Source organism: Variovorax jilinensis, assembly GCF_030316885.1.
Lineage (GTDB): Bacteria > Pseudomonadota > Gammaproteobacteria > Burkholderiales > Burkholderiaceae_C > Variovorax > Variovorax jilinensis.
On sequence record NZ_JASZYQ010000001.1, the window covers coordinates 738,928 to 758,010 of the forward strand.

The 19,083-nt window shown below is 69.6% G+C and carries 19 protein-coding genes; 11 read left to right on the forward strand and 8 right to left on the reverse strand.

Annotation, left to right across the window (positions count from 1 at the left end):
* Positions 1-7: 7 nt before the first annotated feature.
* Positions 8-211: a hypothetical protein gene (locus QTH87_RS03610; protein ID WP_286606948.1), complete on the reverse strand. Its 204-nt coding sequence runs from the start codon at positions 209-211 to the stop codon at positions 8-10.
* A gap of 29 nt (positions 212-240) precedes the next feature.
* The gene (metG, locus tag QTH87_RS03615; RefSeq protein WP_286606950.1) at positions 241-2,322 is read right to left on the reverse strand and encodes a methionine--tRNA ligase; all 2,082 of its coding nucleotides are present in this window, start codon (positions 2,320-2,322) and stop codon (positions 241-243) included.
* Positions 2,323-2,444: 122 nt separating this feature from the next.
* Between metG and QTH87_RS03620 the strand changes: the two genes are divergently transcribed.
* Positions 2,445-2,918 carry a GNAT family N-acetyltransferase gene (locus QTH87_RS03620; RefSeq protein WP_286606952.1) on the forward strand — a complete coding sequence of 158 codons (474 nt, stop codon included), beginning with the start codon at positions 2,445-2,447 and terminating at the stop codon, positions 2,916-2,918.
* A 3-nt stretch (positions 2,919-2,921) separates the two neighbouring features.
* Here QTH87_RS03620 and QTH87_RS03625 read toward each other — a convergent pair whose 3' ends face one another.
* Positions 2,922-4,157, reverse strand: a complete 1,236-nt coding sequence (locus tag QTH87_RS03625) for a patatin-like phospholipase family protein (protein WP_286606954.1) — start codon at positions 4,155-4,157, stop codon at positions 2,922-2,924.
* A 370-nt stretch (positions 4,158-4,527) separates the two neighbouring features.
* On the opposite strand from QTH87_RS03625, the gene apbC reads away from it, so the two are divergent.
* The 3 genes from apbC (at position 4,528) to QTH87_RS03640 (ending at position 7,824) form a co-directional block, all read left to right on the forward strand.
* Positions 4,528-5,619, forward strand: coding sequence for an iron-sulfur cluster carrier protein ApbC (gene apbC / locus QTH87_RS03630; protein ID WP_286606956.1), 1,092 nt, complete (start codon positions 4,528-4,530; stop codon positions 5,617-5,619).
* A 7-nt stretch (positions 5,620-5,626) separates the two neighbouring features.
* Positions 5,627-6,529, forward strand: a complete 903-nt coding sequence (locus QTH87_RS03635; RefSeq protein WP_286606959.1) for a LysR family transcriptional regulator — start codon at positions 5,627-5,629, stop codon at positions 6,527-6,529.
* Between the two features lie 89 nt (positions 6,530-6,618).
* The gene (locus tag QTH87_RS03640; RefSeq protein WP_286606960.1) at positions 6,619-7,824 is read left to right on the forward strand and encodes a YncE family protein; all 1,206 of its coding nucleotides are present in this window, start codon (positions 6,619-6,621) and stop codon (positions 7,822-7,824) included.
* On the opposite strand, the gene QTH87_RS03645 is transcribed toward QTH87_RS03640, so the two are convergent.
* Complete coding sequence (locus tag QTH87_RS03645) at positions 7,814-8,290, reverse strand: hypothetical protein (RefSeq protein WP_286606962.1); 477 nt, start codon at positions 8,288-8,290, stop codon at positions 7,814-7,816. The two genes, QTH87_RS03640 and QTH87_RS03645, sit on opposite strands and share 11 nt — an antisense overlap.
* Before the next feature lie 187 nt (positions 8,291-8,477).
* On the opposite strand from QTH87_RS03645, the gene QTH87_RS03650 reads away from it, so the two are divergent.
* A complete protein-coding gene (locus QTH87_RS03650; RefSeq protein WP_286606964.1) occupies positions 8,478-10,994 on the forward strand; it encodes an ABC transporter permease in 2,517 nt (838 codons plus the stop codon).
* Positions 10,995-11,042: 48 nt separating this feature from the next.
* Here the strand turns inward: QTH87_RS03650 and QTH87_RS03655 are convergent, their stop codons facing one another.
* Positions 11,043-12,065 (reverse strand): isopenicillin N synthase family dioxygenase, encoded by a 1,023-nt coding sequence (locus tag QTH87_RS03655; RefSeq protein ID WP_286606965.1) that lies wholly within the window; start codon positions 12,063-12,065, stop codon positions 11,043-11,045.
* A 39-nt stretch (positions 12,066-12,104) separates the two neighbouring features.
* Here QTH87_RS03655 and QTH87_RS03660 point away from each other — a divergent pair, with 39 nt between their 5' ends.
* Together QTH87_RS03660 and QTH87_RS03665 are read left to right on the forward strand one after the other, a co-directional pair.
* The gene (locus tag QTH87_RS03660) at positions 12,105-12,542 is read left to right on the forward strand and encodes a group II truncated hemoglobin (RefSeq protein WP_286606967.1); all 438 of its coding nucleotides are present in this window, start codon (positions 12,105-12,107) and stop codon (positions 12,540-12,542) included.
* Positions 12,543-12,666: 124 nt separating this feature from the next.
* Positions 12,667-13,377: a hypothetical protein gene (locus QTH87_RS03665; protein WP_286606969.1), complete on the forward strand. Its 711-nt coding sequence runs from the start codon at positions 12,667-12,669 to the stop codon at positions 13,375-13,377.
* Between the two features lie 24 nt (positions 13,378-13,401).
* Here QTH87_RS03665 and QTH87_RS03670 read toward each other — a convergent pair whose 3' ends face one another.
* Complete coding sequence (locus QTH87_RS03670; RefSeq protein ID WP_286606970.1) at positions 13,402-14,058, reverse strand: Smr/MutS family protein; 657 nt, start codon at positions 14,056-14,058, stop codon at positions 13,402-13,404.
* A gap of 58 nt (positions 14,059-14,116) precedes the next feature.
* Complete coding sequence (gene radC, locus QTH87_RS03675; protein WP_286606971.1) at positions 14,117-14,794, reverse strand: RadC family protein; 678 nt, start codon at positions 14,792-14,794, stop codon at positions 14,117-14,119.
* A 63-nt stretch (positions 14,795-14,857) separates the two neighbouring features.
* Between radC and QTH87_RS03680 the strand changes: the two genes are divergently transcribed.
* Genes QTH87_RS03680 through QTH87_RS03690 form a run of 3 tightly spaced genes read left to right on the forward strand, consistent with a single transcriptional unit; the run spans position 14,858 to position 17,237 of the window.
* The gene (locus QTH87_RS03680) at positions 14,858-15,313 is read left to right on the forward strand and encodes an FKBP-type peptidyl-prolyl cis-trans isomerase (RefSeq protein ID WP_286606973.1); all 456 of its coding nucleotides are present in this window, start codon (positions 14,858-14,860) and stop codon (positions 15,311-15,313) included.
* Positions 15,310-16,275: a 4-hydroxy-3-methylbut-2-enyl diphosphate reductase gene (gene ispH, locus QTH87_RS03685; RefSeq protein ID WP_286606975.1), complete on the forward strand. Its 966-nt coding sequence runs from the start codon at positions 15,310-15,312 to the stop codon at positions 16,273-16,275. Before QTH87_RS03680 ends, ispH begins: the two co-directional genes overlap by 4 nt.
* The gene (locus QTH87_RS03690; RefSeq protein WP_286606976.1) at positions 16,272-17,237 is read left to right on the forward strand and encodes a threonine/serine dehydratase; all 966 of its coding nucleotides are present in this window, start codon (positions 16,272-16,274) and stop codon (positions 17,235-17,237) included. Before ispH ends, QTH87_RS03690 begins: the two co-directional genes overlap by 4 nt.
* A gap of 12 nt (positions 17,238-17,249) precedes the next feature.
* Here QTH87_RS03690 and QTH87_RS03695 read toward each other — a convergent pair whose 3' ends face one another.
* Positions 17,250-17,666, reverse strand: coding sequence for a VOC family protein (locus QTH87_RS03695; RefSeq protein ID WP_286606980.1), 417 nt, complete (start codon positions 17,664-17,666; stop codon positions 17,250-17,252).
* A 61-nt stretch (positions 17,667-17,727) separates the two neighbouring features.
* On the opposite strand from QTH87_RS03695, the gene serS reads away from it, so the two are divergent.
* Complete coding sequence (serS, locus tag QTH87_RS03700) at positions 17,728-19,059, forward strand: serine--tRNA ligase (protein WP_286606981.1); 1,332 nt, start codon at positions 17,728-17,730, stop codon at positions 19,057-19,059.
* Positions 19,060-19,083: the final 24 nt, after the last annotated feature.

The window sequence follows — 19,083 nt, forward strand, 5'->3', positions numbered from 1 at the left end:
TCGCGGCTCAGTCCGCGTCGCCGGGCAGCACCGCATCGGCCGCTGCGCCGACCGCCTTGCCGGTGATGCGCACGGTGCCGATCGCGGCATCGGCGGCCAGGCCGACCGCGCCGGCGCCGACGCTGACCGCGGTGCTCGCGACACTGACGACCGCGCAGCCGCCGAGCGAGACGAGTGCCGCCAGCGCGGCCAGGCAGGCGAAGCGGTTCATGTCCGGTCCTTCGTTCGGGCGTGGTGCGTTCAGCGCACGCGCATGCCGGGGGTCGCGCCGGCCCAGGGCTCGAGCACGTGGATGCCCGGCTCGGCCTTCTCGTCGGCATGGCTGGCGGCCAGCACCATGCCTTCGGAGATGCCGAACTTCATCTTGCGCGGTGCCAGGTTAGCGACCAGCACCGTGAGCTTGCCCACCAGCTGATCGGGCCGGTAGGCCGAGGCGATGCCCGAGAAGACGTTGCGCGTGCGGCCTTCGCCGGCGTCGAGCGTGAGCTGCAGCAGCTTGGTCGAGCCTTCGACCTTCTGGCAGTCGACGATCTTCGCGATCCGCAGGTCGATCTTCGCGAAGTCGTCGATGGTGATCGTGGGCGCGATGGCTTCGCCGCCCGGCAGCACGGCGGCTGCTTCGGGTGCGGCGGCTTCGGCCACGGCCGGCTCGAACAGCTGGTCGAGCTGCTTGTCGTCGACCCGCTGCATCAGGTGGCTGTAGGCCTGGATCACGTGGCCGGCGCCGAGCAGGCGTCCGGCATCGGCGAACAGCAGCGGCTCGGTCGCGAGGAAGGCCTCGACCTGCTGCGCCAGCACCGGCAGCACCGGCTTCAGGTAGATCGTGAGCAGGCGGAAGGCTTCGATGCAGGTGGTGCAGACATCGTGCAGGCGGGCTTCCATGCCCTCCTTCTTGGCCAGTTCCCAGGGCTTGTTCTGGTCGACGTATTCGTTGACCTTGTCGGCCAGCGCCATGATCTCGCGCTGGGCGCGTGCGTAGTCGCGGCTGTCGTAGAGCGCCTGCATGGAGGCCGACGCCGCCTGCAGTGTGGCCAGCAGCGCCGCACCATCGGCCGTGGGCGCGCCGAGCCGGCCGCCGAAGCGCTTGGCGATGAAGCCCGCCGCGCGGCTCGCGATGTTGATGTACTTGCCGATCAGGTCGGCGTTGACGCGCGCCATGAAATCCTCGGCCGTGAAGTCGACGTCCTCGACCTTGGCGTTGAGCTTGGCCGCGATGTAGTAGCGCAGCCATTCGGGGTTCATGCCGATCGCCAGGTACTTGAGCGGGTCGATGCCGGTGCCGCGGCTCTTGCTCATCTTCTCGCCCGAGACCGTGATGAAGCCGTGCACGTTGACCTGGCTCGGCGTCTTGCGGCCGCTGAACTGCAGCATCGCGGGCCAGAACAGCGTGTGGAAGTAGACGATGTCCTTGCCGATGAAATGCACCTGCTCGACCGCGGGATCGGCGACGAACTCGTCGAAGCTCTGCGGGGTGCGCGAGGGCGCATGCCAATGGTCGGCCGCCTGGCCCTTGTCAAAGTGGTTCTTGAGGCTCGCGAGGTAGCCCACGGGCGCATCGAGCCAGACGTAGAAGTACTTGCCCGGCGCATCGGGAATCTCGATGCCGAAGTAGGGCGCCTCGCGCGAGATGTCCCAGTCGGCCATGCCGGCCTCGAACCATTCGCCGGCCTTGCGTGCCATCTCGGGCTGCAGCTTGCCGTCCTGCGTCCAGGCCTTGAGGAAGTCGACCACCTGCGGGTCGGACAGCTTGAAGAAGAAGTGCTCGGAGCTGCGCAGTTCGGGCGTCGCCCCGGTCAGCGTCGAATAGGGATTGATGAGCTCGGTCGGCGCGTAGACGCTGCTGCAGACCTCGCAGGCATCGCCGTACTGGTCCTTGGCGTGGCAGACGGGGCATTCGCCCTTGATGTAGCGGTCGGGCAGGAACATGCCCTTCACCGGATCGTAGAACTGCTCGATGGTGCGCGTGGCGATCATGCCGCCGGCCTTGAGCCTGCGGTAGATGCCCTGGGCCAGCTCGGTGTTCTCGGGGCTGTCGGTCGAATGCCAGTTGTCGAAGCGGATGTGGAAGCCGTCGAGGTACTCGCGGCGGCCGGCCGCGATCTCGCCGACGAACTGCTGCGGCGTCTTGCCGGCCTTCTCGGCCGCGATCATGATCGGCGCGCCATGCGCATCGTCGGCGCCCACGAAGTGAACCATGTGGCCCTGCATGCGCTGGAACCGCACCCAGATGTCGGCCTGGATGTATTCCATGATGTGGCCGACGTGGAACTTGCCGTTGGCATACGGCAGGGCGGTGGTGACGAAGAGTTTGCGCTGGGACATCGCGAGGGGCGCTTTCGGGAGAGAGACGAAACGGTGACGGAGCTGCCCTGGCGGCCGCGCCGGCGCAGGGAGATGCATTTTAGGCGGCGGGACTATAGTCGCTGCGCCAACCCGACTTCGCCGTGATCACCGAGCACGAAATCACTCTTGCACAGCCGGCCGATGCTGCGGCCATCGCGGTGTTGTCGCGCGATGCCATCGAGCAGGGGCTGTCGTGGCGCTGGACCGAGCGCCGCGTGCTGCGCTGCATGCAGGATGCGGCGTGCAATGTCGTCGTGGTGCGCCAGGCAGGTGCGCTGGCCGGATTCGCGATCATGCAGTACGGCGATACGGAGGCCCACATCTCGCTGTTCGCCGTGCAGGCGGCGCAGCGCCGCGCGGGCCTCGGCTCGGCGCTGCTGGCCTGGCTCGAGACCACGGCCGAGGTTGCCGGCCTGAGCGCGATCAAGCTCGAGGCGCGCGCCGGCAACGCGTCGGCCAAGTCCTTCTACCTGCGTCACGGCTTCACCGAGACCGGTCTCGCGCGCGGCTACTACGAGGATGTCGAGGACGCGGTGCGCATGGTCAAGCGCATCGGCGCGGCACCCGCGGAATGAGGCTCAGTCTCCCGCCGCATCCCAGCCGAAGAAGCGCTCGACCTCGGCACGCTGGCGCAGCGTGTCGGCGCGTCCCAGCGCCATCAGCTCGCGCGTGAAGCGCGATTCGAACAGCAGGTAGCTTGCGAAGGCCGCGCCCTTGACGGTCGCGGACGGGTCGGCGGCGAGTCCGCCGAACAGCCGCCGCACCGCGCCGGGCAGGGCATCGACATGTCGCGCCGCGATCGCGTCGATGCGCTGCGAGGGCGAGATCACGAGCAGGTCTAGCGGCCTCAGTGTGCTGGCATGCCGCGCCTCGGGCGGGATCAGGCTCAGCGTGTGGTTGATGCGGCGCAGGCGCTCGACATCCACCGCGAGTGCGTCGAGGAAGATGCTCGACAGCGCATGCCCCGCGATCTGCGCTACCGAGGGGTAGCCCGTGAGCGCGTTGGGCGGCACCTCGCTGCGCGGCTCGTGCATGCGGCCGGCGCCGATCGCCAGGATGCGCTCGGCACCCAGGTGGATGGCCGCCGCCATCGGTGCCGTCTGTCGCATCGAGCCGTCGCCGAAGTACTCGGCGCGTCCCTGGATGGGCAGCGCGGCCGCCGGGAAGATGAACGGGATCGCCGACGAGGCCATCAGGTGGGCATGCGTGATGCGGTCCGGCACCGCGCTGCGTTGCGAGCGCACCCATGGCGCGATCGGCGCCGCGCTGTCGTAGAAGGTGACGTGCTCGCCCGAGCTGTAGCTCGAGGCCGTGACCGCAAGCGCCCGCAAGTGGCCCGTTGCCATCAGCGAGGGCAGCCGCTCGAGCGGCACCAGGTGCGCGAGCAGCTCGGCCAGCGGCGCGTTGTCGAGCAGCGAACGCGGCCGGATGCGCAGCCAGCGCGTGATCAGCTGGCCGACGCCGAGCAGCAGGCGCCAGCGCGCCGCGGCGTCGAGCATCGCCAGCGAATCGGCGCGATAGACCTGGTCGGCGTGGAAGCGGCGCCAGACCCGGGCCATGCGCAGCACGGCGCGGTCGAAGTCGTCGGCGCCGCAGGCCAGCGCAGCGGCATTGATGGCGCCGGCCGAGGTGCCCGTGATGATCGGAAACGGGGCCGAGGCATCGGCCCGGCCCGGCCGGCGGCTCTGGCGGCGCAGCCGGGCGATCGCCTCGAGCACGCCGACCTGATAAGCGGCGCGCGCGCCGCCACCGGTCAGCACCAGGCCGGTGACGGGTGCGGCCTGGGCAGCGTGGGCTTGGCGGGCGAGCGGCATGCGTTCGAGCGTACCCGGCCCGGGTGGCGGCGTGGGGCCATCGGGCGTGCGCGCGGCACCTTCGCGGCGTCGAACCAGGGCCTGTTCACCCTACTTCCGGGGTCGCGAAGGTATGCCAGGGCGGGCCAATCAAGGCGCGCGACGCCGCATGTGCGTTGGCACATGCAAGCGGTGCAACGCGGAGTGGCCCGCCCTGGCATACCTTCCCTTCGGGTTGCCGAGCAAAGGGGCCGTCCGCGGCGTTGCCCGCGCTTGCAAGGCCAAAGCCTTGCTGCGCGCGGGCGCCTTGCATCCAGCCCCTTTGCTCGACAACGCGACCCCGGAAGTAGGATGAACAGGCCCTAGACTACCTGCCATTCAGGAGTCACCCATGTCCGTCACGCAGGAAGCGCTCGTGCAGGCGCTCGAGGCCGTTCTCGATCCCAACACCGGCCAGAGTTTCGTCGCCACGAAGGCGCTCAGGAACATCCAGATCCATCAAGGCGATGTCTCGTTCGACGTCGAGCTCGGCTACCCGGCGAAGAGCCAGATGCCGGCCATGCGCAGCGCGCTGGTGGCGGCTGCGAAGGCGGTCGCGGGGGTCGGCAACGTCTCGGTCCAGATCACGACCAAGGTCGTCAGCCATGCGGTTCAGCGCGGCGTGCAGCTGATGCCCAACGTCAGGAACATCATCGCGGTGGCCTCGGGCAAGGGCGGCGTCGGCAAGAGCACCACGGCCGCCAACCTCGCGCTCGCGCTGGCCGCCGAGGGCGCCAGCGTCGGCCTGCTCGATGCCGATATCTACGGTCCCAGCCTGCCCACCATGCTCGGCATCGAGGGCAAGCCCGCGAGCGAGGACGGCAAGACCATGGAGCCGATGCGCAACCATGGCGTGCAGGTGATGTCGATCGGGTTCCTGGTCGACCCCGACCAGGCCATGATCTGGCGCGGCCCGATGGCGACGCAGGCGCTCGACCAGCTGCTGCGCCAGACCAACTGGAAGGACCTCGACTACCTCGTGGTCGACATGCCGCCCGGCACCGGCGACATCCAGCTCACGCTGTCGCAGCGCGTGCCCATGACCGGCGCCGTGATCGTCACGACGCCGCAGGACATCGCGCTGCTCGACGCGCGCAAGGGCATCACGATGTTCGAGAAGGTGGGCGTGCCGATCCTCGGCATCGTCGAGAACATGGCGGTGCACGTGTGCTCGAACTGCGGTCACGTCGAGCACATCTTCGGCGCCGACGGCGGCCGCAGGATGGCCGAGCAGTACAAGACCGAATACCTCGGCGCGCTGCCTCTGGACATCCACATCCGGCTGCAGGCCGACAGCGGCAAGCCGACCGTGGCGGCCGAACCCGACGGCGAGCTGGCCGCCCTCTACAAGGCGGTGGCGCGGCGCGTGGCGGTCGGCATCGCCGAGAAGGCAAAGGATTTCTCGGCCAAGTTCCCGACCATCACGGTTTCCAAGGACACCTGATCCGGACATGGACAGCCTCGACCTGATCAAGACCTTCCGCGAGGTGGCCTCCCACGGCAGCTTCTCGCGGGCCGCCACGCGGCTCGATGTCTCGAAGGCCACGGTCAGCAAGTACATCGCCGAGCTCGAGACGCGCCTGGGCGTGCGGCTGCTCAACCGCTCCACGCGCGCCGTGAGCCTGACCGATGCCGGCGCGCTGCTGCTGGAGCGCAGCAAGCCGATGATGGAGCTGTTCGAGCTCACGCAGGCCGAGGTGCAGGAGCGTGCGAGCAAGCCCGCGGGCCGGCTGCGCATCTCGGCACCGGCGGGCGCCGGCCAGGGTGACCTGCCGAAGGCGCTGGGCCAGTTCATGGGCTTCTACCCGGATGTCAGCATCAGCCTCGAACTCACGAACCGCACGATCGACATGGCCGAGGACGGCATCGACCTCGCGCTGCACTTCGGTCCGATCGAGGACGAGAACCTGATCGTGCGCAAGCTGGCAAGGCGCAACCTGCTGGTCTGCGCCTCGCCGATCTACTGGAAGAAGCACGGCAAGCCGACGCATCCGGGCGAGCTGTCGACCCATGACGCGCTGACCCAGTCGCGCCAGGGCCAGCACCCGCACTGGCGCTTCGAGGTCGACGGCAAGCCCTTCGACGTCGCGGTGAAGAGCCGCATGGATGCGACCGAGAGCGCGCCGCTGATCCAGGTCGCGATGCAGGGCTTCGGCGTCATCTACATGGCCGACATGCTGGTGCAGCCGCACATCGACCAGGGCGAACTGGTGCCGGTGCTGCAGGACTTCACGCGCAGCGACATGTGGCTGTCGGTGGCCTACCTGCAGCGCCGCCTGAACAGCGCGGCGCTGCGCGTGCTGCTCGACTTCCTCGAGACCCGCTTCAAGTCCCGCGGGCGCCCGCCGGCCTGACGCCGACCGCTCCGCGGCATTTACGCGCGCGGCGCCCGGCCCTACATTCGGGCCGGCGGAGCACCGCACGACAACAACACGGAGACACCATGACCCTTCGCATTCCTTCGGCGCGCCCGCTCGCGCTCCTTGCCCTGGCCGCCTGCGCGGCGCTCTACGGCTGCAGCAGCACGCCGGGGGGCGGGGGGCAGCGCCAGCTCATGCTCGTCGCCAACGACGAGAAGCAGTCCTGGAACGATGCCGGGGCGGTGCAGCTCGCGCCGCACGGCCGCGACAGCGTGCAGATCCTCGACATCGGCAGCGATCCGCTGGCACCGCGCTCGGTCGGAACCCTGGCGCTCGACAACACGATCGCCGGGCCGCCGACCAACCTCGCGATCACGGCCGACGAGCGGCTGGCGCTGGTCGCCAATTCGCTCAACGTGGTGGAGGAGAACGGCGTGCGCAGGCAGGTGCCCGACAACCGCCTGTTCGTGATCGACCTCGCGGCCACGCCGCCGAAGCTGATCGATACCGTGCTGGTCGGCAAGCAGCCGTCGGGCCTGTCGATCAACCGCGCGGGCACCCTTGCGCTGGTTGCCAACCGGGCCGACAACTCGATCAGCGTGCTGCGCATCGCAGGCCAGAAGGTGACGCTGATCGACACCGTGGCGATGGGCGAATCGGTCTCGCACGTGCGCTTCACGCCCGACGGCCGGCGCGCGCTGGCGACCAAGTTCCCGAACCACAAGGTCGCGCTGCTCGAGGTCGACGGCGAGAAGGTGGTCTACAACAAGGTCGACCTGGCGGCCGGCCTGTGGCCCTACAACGTCGACGTCACGCCCGACGGCAAGCTCGCGCTGACCGCCGACAACGGCAACTCGGGTGCCTCCGACGGCCAGATCGACACCGTCAGCGTGATCGATCTCGAGGCCCAGCCGCCCCGCGTGATCGACAAGGTGGTGGTCGGCGACGGCCCCGAAGGCCTGGCCGTGAGCCCGACCGGCAAGCTGGCCGTGGCGGTGATCCTGCGCGGCAGCAATTCAGCGAAGAACGCCTACTTCTACAACCGCAGCGGCTCGGTGGTGGCGCTCAGGATCGACGGCAAGAAGGTCACGCGCGGCAACGAGGTGATCGTGCGCGGCCTGCCGGAAGGGGCGGTGTTCAGCGCCGACGGCAGGTACCTGTACGTGGGCAACTTCATCGATCAGGACATCTCGATCCTGCGGGTCGACGGCGACACGCTGGTCGACACGGGCAAGTCCTTCAGCCTGGGCGGCCATCCGGCGGCGATGCGAGGCCGGGTCACGCACTGAGTGCGGGCGCGGCCTGCCGGCTCGCGATCAGCCGGGCGGCCAGCTGGGCCGCCATCTCGATCTTCTTGAGATCGCGCGCCTCAAGGGCAGGATCGGGATTGAAGCTGTACGAATAGAAGGTGCCGTAGATGGCGCCATTGCCGAGCAGCACGGGTGCGCTGAGGTAGCAGCCGGCAGGCACCTTGGCGTTGAGCACCTGCTTGCAGAAGGCCAGCTCGAGCGGCTCGGCCTGCTCGTCGATGAACTGGGCCCGTCCCGAGGGCTGCTGGCGATGCGAGACCTGGCGGCCGTCGACGAACTCGCAGGCGAACGCGGCCTCCATCGCATGCTGCTCGCGCAGCAGCTTGAGCACCTGATGCACGGAAGGGTCGAGCAGCGGGTCGCTCATGTCGGGGGTCGCCATCAGCAGCTCCGACACGGTCACCTCGACGGAGGTCGGTGCGAGATCGTGGGGGTAGTAGCTCATGGGTGTCTCCGTTGGAAGGCCTTCATTGGAGCGCACCGAAGCCGGATTCCTGCAAAACGAGAACTATGGTTTCCATTTCATTCGGGACCTTTGTCACACAATCCGACCCCGATTGGCCCCGGACGAAGCCGTCGCGCCGAAATCCTTCCATTTCGCTGGCCGGCACCGGCTCGGCTATCGTCGGGCCATGAATGCTTTTCTCCGCCTCGGCTGGCGCACGCTCTGGCGCGACCTGCGCGCCGGCGAACTCCGTCTCCTGATCCTCGCGGTGGTGCTCGCGGTGGCAGCGCTGACCGCGGTGGGTTTCTTCGCCGACCGGATCAAGGGCGGACTGCACCGCGACGCCCGCCAGCTGATCGGCGGCGACGCCGTGCTCGCCAGCGACAACCCGACCCCGCCCGCGATCGCCGCGCAGGCCAGGGCGCTGGGGCTCGACACCATGAGCATCTACAGCTTTCCGACCATGGCGCGCGCGGACGACGCGCAGGGCGGCGCCAGCAAGCTGGTGGGCCTCAAGGCGGTCGCCCCCGGCTATCCGCTGCGCGGCGACCTGCAGGTGGCGACCGATCCGGAGGCGCCGGGCCAGCCGACGCGCGAGGTGCCGGCCGCAGGCGAGGCCTGGGTCGATCCGCCGCTGCTCGAATCGCTCGGCCTCAAGGTCGGCGACACGGTGCTGCTGGGCGATGCCGCCCTGCGGATTGCGCGCGTGATCAAGGTCGAGCCCGAGCGCGGCGGCGGCTTCATGAGCTTCGCGCCGCGCGTGATGCTGAATCAGGCCGACGTGGCGCGCACCGGCCTCGTGCAGCCGGCCAGCCGCATCAGCTATCGCTTCGCGGTGGCGGGGGAGCCGGCCGCCGTGAAGCGCTTCAGCGACGGCGTCGACGCCGCGATCAAGAAGGGCGAGCTGCGCGGCGTACGGCTCGAGACCTTCGAGGGCAGCCGACCGGAAATGGCGCAGACCCTCGACCGGGCGGAGAAATTCCTGAACCTCGTGGCGCTGCTGGCGGCGCTGCTGTCGGCGGTGGCGGTGGCGCTCGCGGCGCGCGGCTTCGCGGCCAGCCACCTCGACGACTGCGCGATGCTGCGCGTGCTGGGCCAGAGCCAGCGCACCATCGCCGGTGCCTATGCCTTCGAGTTCGCGGTGATCGGCCTGTTCGCGAGCGGTGTCGGCGTGGCGATCGGCTTCGGCGTGCACTATGCCTTCGTGCTGCTGCTCGCCGGGCTGGTCGATGGCTCGCTGCCGGCGCCGACGCTCTGGCCGGTGGCCTTCGGACTCGGCGTTGGCCTCACGCTGCTTTTCGCCTTCGGACTGCCGCCGGTGCTGCAGCTCGCGCGGGTGCCGCCGCTGCGCGTCATCCGGCGCGACGTCGGCAACCTGAAGCCGGCCTCGGCGGCGGTGCTCGGCATCGGCGTGGCGGGCTTCGCGGCGCTGCTGGTGGCGGCCAGCAGCGACCTCAAGCTCGGGCTGATCGCGGTCGGCGGCTTCGCGGTCGCGGTGGCGGTGTTCGCGGCGCTGAGCTGGCTGGCGGTGTGGGTGCTGCGTCGCAGCGTGCGGGAGACCACGGCGCCGCGCTGGCTGGTGCTCGCGACGCGGCAGATCTCGGCCCGCCCGGTCTACGCGGTGGTGCAGGTGAGCGCTCTTGCAGTCGGCCTGCTGGCGCTGATCCTGCTCGTGCTGCTGCGCACCGACCTGGTCTCGAGCTGGCGCAAGGCGACGCCGCCCGACGCGCCGAACCGATTCGTCATCAACGTCATGCCCGATCAGAGCGATGCCTTCCAGAAGAGCCTGCGCGACGGCGGCGTGGCCAAGTTCGACTGGTACCCGATGATCCGCGGCCGCCTGGTGGCGGTGAACGACAAGCCGATCTCGCCCGACGACTTCACCGAGGACCGCGCCAAGCGGCTGGTCGACCGCGAGTTCAACCTCAGCAATGCGGCCGAGGCACCGCCGCACAACACGATCACGGCCGGCGCCTGGAAGCCCGATGCGCCGGGCGAGGTGAGCGTCGAGGAAGGCCTCACCGAGACCCTCGGCCTCAAGCTCGGCGACAAGCTGCGCTTCGACATCGGCGGCATGCCGAGCGAGGCCCGCATCACCTCGCTGCGCAAGGTGGACTGGGCCTCGATGCATGCCAACTTCTTCGTCATGTACACCACCGCGTCGATGGGCGACGTGCCCGTCACCTACATGGGCGCCTTCCGCGCGCCCGAGGTCAAGGGCTTCGACAACGCGCTGGTGCGCAGCTATCCGAACGTCACCAACGTCGACATGAGCGCCACCATCGGCCAGGTGCAGCGCGTGCTCGACCAGGTGATCCGGGCGGTCGAGTTCCTGTTCGCCTTCACGCTCGCGGCCGGGCTGGTGGTGCTGTTCGCGGCCGTCACCGCCACGCGCGAGGAGCGCGCGCGCGAGTTCGCCGTGATGCGCGCGGTCGGCGCGCGGGCCAGCCTGTTGCGCCAGGTGCAGCGCGCGGAGCTGATCGGCGTCGGCCTGCTTGCGGGCTTCCTCGCGAGCGTGGTGGCTTCGGTCATCGGCTGGGCGCTGGCGCGCTGGGTGTTTGCCTTCGCCTGGACCGCCTCGCCGCTGGTGCTCGTGGTGGGAGCGCTCGCGGGGGCGGTGCTGGCGCTGGCCGCGGGCTGGTGGGGGCTGCGCGAAGTGCTGCGACGGCCCGTGGTCGCCACGCTGCGGCAGGCCGCGCAGTAGGGCGCCCAGCGGGCCTCGCGGTGGGCCGCGCAGGCCACCACGGCGCGGCTAGAGCACCTCGTCGCGCAGCTGCGGAAAGACCTTCGACACCTTGGCGAGCAGGTAGTCGCCGTAGCGGCCGTTGAAGGCGTGCACATTGGCGCGGTCCCAGCGCTCGGCGCTGTCGTCGAGCGCCGCGGCGCCCGCCAGGCCCTCGATCGGCCGCACCCGGGCCTCGAAGTCCGGATCGAAGAACAGCGGGAACGACAGCCGGTCGCGGCCCGAGGTGTTGCGCATCACGCGGTGCGGGGTCGACTTGTAGCGGCCGCCGGTCATGCGGTCGAGCATGTCGCCGATGTTGCAGACGAAGGAGCCGGGCACCGGCGGCGCATCGATCCAGCCCTGCGGCGTGCGCACCTGCAGCCCGCCCACCGTGTCCTGGTACAGCAGGGTGAGCAGGCCGTAGTCGGTGTGCTCGCCGACCCCCCAGTGCACGTCCATGCCTTCGGGCACCGGCTGCGTCGGGTAGTTGAAGAGCCGGAACAGGATCAGCGGGTCCGCCGTGTAGCGCTCGGCGAAATAGCCGGCGGGCAGGCCGAGGCTCAGCGCGATGCCTTCCATGACCCGGTGGCCCAGTCGCGTGACCGCGTCCATGTAGGCCAGCACGGTCTCGCGCAGACCTTCGATGTCGGGAAACAGATTGGGCCCGTGCACCGGCGTGCCTGCGCGCACACGCGGATGGTCGGCCGCCAGTTCGGTGCCGAGGTACAGGCCTTCCTTCCAGTCCGGACGGCCCGAGGTCAGCTCGCCTGCGAGCGGGAAGTAGCCGCGCCAGGCACGGCCGCCGAGTGCCATGCGCCAGCGCATCTTGGTCGCTTCGTCCTGGGCGAAGAAGCGACGGCTCAGGTCTTCGAGCCGCTGCACCAGCGCCGCGTCGACGCCGTGGCCGGTGACGTAGAAGAAGCCGTGGGCACGGCAGGCGGCGCCGATCCGGGCGGCGGCGAGTTCGCGATCGGGGCTGCCGGCGACCAGGGCCGAGACGTCGATCACGGGCAGGGCATCGGTCGAGGGGTTGGGGGATGAATCGGCCATGGCCGCGATGGTGCCGCAAGTCTTGGGACAATGACGGCCATGCAGATTTCCGACAAGCCACCCGTCGACACGCCTTTCGAATGGATCGGCGGCGAAGCCGCGGTCCATGCGCTGGTGGAGCGCTTCTACGACCTCATGGATCTCGAGCCGTCCTATGCGCAGCTGCGTTCGGTGCATGGCAGCACGCTCGACAACGCCCGCCAGCGCCTGTTCTGGTTCCTGTGCGGCTGGCTCGGTGGCCCGCAGCACTACACCGACCGTTTCGGCCACCCGATGCTGCGCGCGCGCCATCTGCCGCAGAGCATCGGCGGCCACACGATCGGCATCGCCGAGCGCGATCAGTGGCTGGCATGCATGGACCAGGCGATGGGCGAGACGGGCGTGCCCGAGGCGCTGCGCGAGCGCCTGCGCGCCTCGTTCTTCCAGACCGCCGACTGGATGCGCAATCGCGCGGAAGCGGTCAAGACGGGGCTTTGACTCGCCTCACGCACCTTCCGGTGCGCGCAGCCTTGCGCGCTCGAGGCGGCCATTTTGTAAGTTATGTATCAGTTCGTGTGATTTAGCACGCGGCCTGGAGGTCCGGGCGCGGGAGACTCGAGCGATGTCCATCGTCTGTCCCCAGTGCAACACCGAAAACCGCAGCATCGCCAAGTTCTGCATCGAATGCATCGGGACGCTGCCGCCTCCACGACCCCGCGCACCGATTGCGATGCCCTGGCAGCGCGGCGACGGGGAAGCCGGCGCCGCCGTGCCGTTCTCGAAGGGCCTGTGGGTCAGTGTCGCGGCGCTGACCGTGGCCCTGGTGGTCGGGGCTGCGGGCTGGCTGGTGGCCGGCGCCGGCGGCTGGTACCTGTATTCGGCCGGCAAGGCGCAGGTGCATCCGCTGCCTGAGCCCACCCCGGCCGCGCAGGTTGCGCCGCACTCGATCGCGGCAATGCCCGCGCCTACGCCCACACTCACGCCGACCGTCGAGTCACCGGTGACGCCGGCAGCCCCTCTCGCCCCTGTGGAGCGGGCCGTCGTCGCGCCGACGACAGTCGTCGAGAAGCCCAGCCAGGCCCCTGCAGCGGCAGCGGCACAGGCACCTCACCCCGTGCCGACGCCGATTCGCCGTGAGGCGCCCCCGACGACCCGGCCCCAGGCTGCATCGAGCGCGCCGAGCAGCGCCTGCACGGACAAGGGCTTCTTCGCCGAGTCGCGCTGCATGGCGCAGCAGTGCGAGAAGCCCCAGTTCAAGGCGCACGCCCAATGCGAGGAGGTTCGGCGCCGCCAGCGGCTCGAAGAAGAAAAGCGCAATCCGTACGCGCCGTAGCACGCGCGGGCCGCGGCCCGGCTGCTAGCGCCGCGACGGTGCCAGCAGCACCAGCAGGGCCCCGGCTCCGCCCTCCGCCGGCTTGGCCTGCACGAAGGCCAGGGTCTCGTTCTTCTGGATCAGCCAGCGCTGGACCTTGGCCTTGAGCACCGGCTGCCGGCCGGGCGAGCCCAGGCCCTTGCCGTGCACCACGCGCACGCAGCGCACGCCCTGCTTCCAGGCTTCGCGGATGAAGGCGCCGAGCGCTTCGCGGGCCTCGTCGCTGCGCATGCCGTGCAGGTCGAGCTGGCGCTGGATCGACCATTCGCCCGCGCGCAGCTTGCGCGTGACGTCGGTGCGGATGCCCGGGCGCCGGAAGCTCATCGCGTCGTCGGCATCGAGCAAGGTGGTGACGTCGAATTCGTCTGAAAGCGACTCGTGCAGCACGCGCTGCTCGTCGAGCTGGTGCTGAACGGGAATCGGCGCCGGAGGCTCGGGCGACAGGGCCACGGCGGCCGTCTTGCGCAAGGGCCGTGTGGCGCCGATGGCGCGCGCGAACAGGTCCTGCTCGGCCAGCCGCTTCTTCTCGGCAGCGGCGCGCGCCGCCTCGAGCGCCGCATCGCGCTCGCGCTGCTCGGCCAGGGAGCGCTGCACCTGCTTGAGGTCGGCGAGGCTCTTGAGGGAAGGGGGCTTGGACGGCATGGTCCGGTCGATTGTCCCGGATTGCCGTGGGTCACGATCAGATCAGGCCGGCGCCAGATCAGACCATTCCTCGCTCGGCCATCGACAGCGCGCGGCCAGGCGCCACGATGACGTGGTCGAGCACCCGCACGTCTATCAATGCCAGCGCGGACTTGAGCGCCCTCGTCAGCTGCTCGTCGGCGCGCGAGGGCTCGACCGTGCCGCTCGGATGGTTGTGGGCCAGCACCAGGGCGGCCGCGCCGTGGTGCAGTGCGCGCGTGACCACCTCGCGTGGATAGACGCTGGTCTGCGTGAGCGTGCCGCGGAACAGCTCCTCGAGCACGATCAGCCGGTGCTGGGCATCGAGGAAGAGGGCGGCGAAGACCTCGTGCGGCCGCGCCGCCAGGTGCGACTGCAGGAACTGCATCACGGTGGCGGGCGAATCGAAGACCGGGCGTTCCCTGAGCCGTTCGGCCAGCGCACGACGCGACAGCTCGAGCACCGCCGCCAGTTCGGCGCGCTTGGCGGTGCCGCCCAGGCCCTTGACGCTTCGCAGGTCGTCGGTGTGCGCGTGCAGCAGTCCGGCCACGCCGCCGAAGCGCTCGAGCAGCTCGTGGGCCAGCTGGAGCACGTTCTTGCCGGCGGTGCCGGTGCGCAGCAGCAACGCAAGCAACTCGACGTCGGCCAGCGCCGCGGCGCCGTGCGCGATGAGCTTCTCGCGCGGGCGCGCGCTCTCCGGCAGGTCCTTGAAAGACATGGCGTGCACGGGGTTCTGGCCCCACTCCCTAAAATACGTACCCCAGTCTAAAGGGACGCCACCTTGTCTTCGACCTCCATCGCCGCCGTCACCGCCGGATCCTTCCTCACGCTGCACTACCGTCTGGCCGGCCCTGCGGGCGACATCATCAACACCTTCAGCGACAAGCCCGCCACGCTGTCGCTGGGCACCGGCGAGCTGTCGCCGGCCGTCGAGCAGCGCCTGATCGGACTCGAGGAAGGCGCGCACGCCACCTTCGAACTGCCGGCCGGCGAGGCCTTCGGCGAGCGCAATCCCGAGATGCAGCAATGGGTGGCGCGCAAGCTGCTGCTGCAGATCGGCGATCCGGCCGAGCAGTACGCGGTCGGCGACGTCGTCGAGTTCCCGACGCCCGACGGCACCGGCAGCTACGCGGGCGCCGTGGTCGAGTCGAACGAGACCGCGGTCCGCTTCGACTTCAACCATCCGCTCGCAGGCCAGCCCGTGACCTTCGAGGTCCGCCTGATCGGCGTGTTGTGAAGAGGCTCGAAGAGGTCATCCTGGCCGAGCCGCGCGGCTTCTGCGCCGGCGTCGACCGCGCGATCGAGATCGTCGAGCGCGCCATCGCCAAGTTCGGCGCGCCGATCTACGTGCGCCACGAGATCGTGCACAACACCTACGTCGTCAACGAGCTCAAGGCCAAGGGCGCGATCTTCATCGAGGACCTGGCCGAGGTGCCGCCGGGCGCCACGCTGGTGTTCAGCGCGCACGGCGTCAGCAAGGCGGTGCAGGCCGAGGCACGCGAGCGCGGCTTCGACGTCTTCGACGCCACCTGCCCGCTCGTGACCAAGGTGCATGTCGAGGTGGCGAAGCTGGCCAAGGAGGGCTACGAGTTCATCATGATCGGCCACAAGGGGCATCCCGAGGTCGAAGGCACGATGGGCCAGCTGTCGAGCGGCATCCACCTGGTGGAACAGGTGAGCGATGTCGCCACCGTCGCGCCGGCACAGACCGAGAAGCTCGCGGTCGTGACGCAGACCACGCTGTCGGTCGACGATGCCGCCGAGATCTCGGCCGCCGTGCGGGCGCGCTTTCCCAGCGTGCGCGAGCCCAAGCAGCAGGACATCTGCTATGCAACGCAGAACCGGCAGGACGCCGTCAAGATGCTGAGTCCGCAGGTCGACCTGGTGATCGTGGTCGGCAGCCCCACCAGTTCCAACAGCAACCGGCTGCGCGAGCTCGCGCAGCGCCTGGGCACCGAGAGCTACATGATCGATTCGGCCTCCGAGCTGAAGCCCGAGTGGTTCGAGGGCAAGTCGCGCATCGGCCTCACGGCAGGCGCCTCGGCGCCCGAAGTGCTCGTGCGCGAGGTGATCGACCGCATCAAGGCGCTCGGCGCGGTGTCGATCCGCAAGATGGACGGCATCCAGGAAACCCTCAAGTTCCCGCTGCCCAAGGGCCTCAAGCTCGAGCACGTGCCGCCGCCGGGGCACATCTCTTGAGCCGGGCGACCATCGACTGGCGCGCCGACATCGAAGCCGCGGCGCAGCGCATCGAGGCGCGCGCGCCGGGCTTCCTGCGCGAGACGCCGCTGTGGCGGCTGCCTGGCGCCGCGTTGGGCGTGCAGACGCCCGGTGTCGAGATCTGGCTCAAGCTCGAGCAGTTGCAGACCAGCGGCAGCTTCAAGGCGCGCGGCATGATGAACCGCCTGCTGGCCAACGACATTCCGGCCGGCGGCGTGATCGTGGCTTCCGGCGGCAATGCCGGCATCGCGACCGCGGCCGCCGCCCAGGCGCTCGGCGTGCCCTGCGAGGTCTACCTGCCCGAGGTCTCGCCCGAGGCCAAGCGCGCCCGCCTGCGGGCCCTCGGCGCCACCGTGGTGGTCGGCGGCGCGGCGTACTCCGATGCGCTTGCGGCCTGTCTCGAGCGCCAGCGCACGACCGGCGCGCTGCTCACCCATGCGTACGACCAACCCGAGGTCGTCGCGGGCGCCGGCACGCTCGGGCGCGAGATCGAGCGACAGGCGGGTGGCCTGCCCGATGCGGTGCTGGTGAGCGTGGGCGGCGGCGGCCTGATCGGCGGCGTCGCGGCCTGGTTCGGCCAGCGCAGCCGCGTGGTGGCGCTCGAGCCCGAGCGCGCGCCGACGCTGTGGCGCGCACGCCAGGCCGGCGAACCGGTGGATGTGGACGTCAGTGGCATCGCGGCCGATTCGCTCGGCGCCAGGCGCATCGGCGCCATCGCCTGGGAGATCGCGCAGCGCCATGTGCCCGAGGCATTGCTGCTGACCGACGACGCGATCCGCGCCTCTCAGCAATGGATGTGGAAGGAGCTCAAGCTCGCGGTGGAGCCGGCCGCGGCGCTGCCGCTTGCCGCGCTGCAGTCGGGCGCGCATGTGCCGGGCGCGGGGCAGCGGATATGCCTCATCGTCTGCGGCGCCAACCTCGACCCCGCGACGCTGAACTAGGGCCGATCCGGCTCAGCCCTTGCCGGGCTCCTGCTCGCAGTTGACCATCCACGGCACGCCGAACCTGTCTTCGAGCATGCCGAAGCCCGCCGACCAGAAGGTGGCGGCATACGGCATCGTGACCTTGCCACCTGCGGCGAGCGCGTCGAAGAGCTTCCGGCCCTCGGGCACGTCCTTCGACTGCACCGAGAGCGAGAAGCCCTTGTAGCCCTCGAAGGCCATGCCGGGTGGCAGGTCGGAAGCCATGATCTGGTGGCCGCGCGCCTCGAGCGTGGCGTGCATGATCTTCTGCTTGAAGTCGGCCGGCGTCTGGTCCGCCATCGGGCTCTCGGCAAAGGTCATGCTGTAGAGGATCTTGCCGCCGAGCGCCTGGGCGTAGAAGGCCAGCGCCTCGGCCGCGTTGCCGTTGAATGACAGGTAGGCTTGCATCGCGATTCCTCGGAGTGGGTGAGCGAAAAGCGCGATCCTAGCGCGCACCTAAAATCACGCCATGCTCGATATCACTCTGTTACGCAAGGACCTCGCTTCGGTCGTTGCGCGCCTCGAAACCCGCAAGAAGAACCAGACCTTCCTCGATGTCGCGAGCTTCAGTGCGCTCGAAGCCGAGCGCAAGACGCTGCAGACCCGCACCGAGGAACTGCAGGCACGCCGCAACAGCCTCAACAAGCAGATCGGGCCGTTGAAGGCCAAGGGCGAATCGGTCGATGCGCTGATGACCGAGGTCAACGCGCTCAAGGCCGAGCAGGAATCCTCGGCCACGCGCCTCGATGCCCTGCAGCCCGAACTGCAGGCGCTGCTGCTTGCTGTGCCCAATCTGCCGCACGCCAGCGTGCCGGTGGGCGAGGACGAGCACGGCAACGTCGAGGTGCGGCGCTGGAGCCCGCAGGGCGGCGATGGCGGCTCGGCGTCGACGCTCGGCTTCGCGCCGCGCGACCACGTCGACCTCGGCGCGCCGCTGGGGCTCGACTTCGAGATGGGCGCCAAGCTCTCGGGCTCGCGCTTCACCGTCATGAAGGGCCCGATCGCTCGACTGCACCGTGCGCTCGCACAGTTCATGATCGACCTCCAGACCGGCCAGCACGGCTACACCGAGTGCTACGTGCCCTATGTCGTGAACGCCGATTCGATGCGCGGCACCGGCCAGCTGCCCAAGTTCGAGGGCGACCTGTTCGCCGCCAAGAAGGGCGGCCAGGATGGCGAGCCTGCGCCCGATCACGCGGCGCTCTACCTGATCCCGACCAGCGAGGTGCCGCTCACCAACTTCGTGCGCGATGAAGTGGTGGCCGAGTCGCAACTGCCCATCCGGCTCACGGCCCACACGCCGTGCTTCCGTTCCGAGGCCGGAAGTGCCGGTCGCGACACGCGCGGCATGATCCGCCAGCACCAGTTCGACAAGGTCGAGATGGTGCAGATCACGCATCCCGACCAGAGCTACGAAGCGCTCGAAGCCATGACCGGCCACGCCGAGGCGGTGCTCAAGGCGCTGGAACTGCCGTACCGCGTGGTGCTGCTGTGCACCGGCGACATGGGCTTCGGCTCGACCAAGACCTACGACCTCGAAGTCTGGCTGCCGGCGCAGGACACCTACCGCGAGATCAGCTCGGTCTCGAACTGCGAGGCCTTCCAGGCGCGCCGGCTGCAGGCTCGCTTCAAGAACGCGCAGGGCAAGAACGAACTGGTCCACACGCTCAACGGCTCGGGCCTGGCCGTGGGCCGCGCGCTCGTGGCGGTGCTCGAGAACCACCAGAACGAGGATGGCTCGATCCGCGTGCCGGCAGCGCTGCGGCCGTACCTGGGCGGTATCGAGGTGCTTCGCGGCTGAGAAAGAGCCCGAAATAGTTTGCTA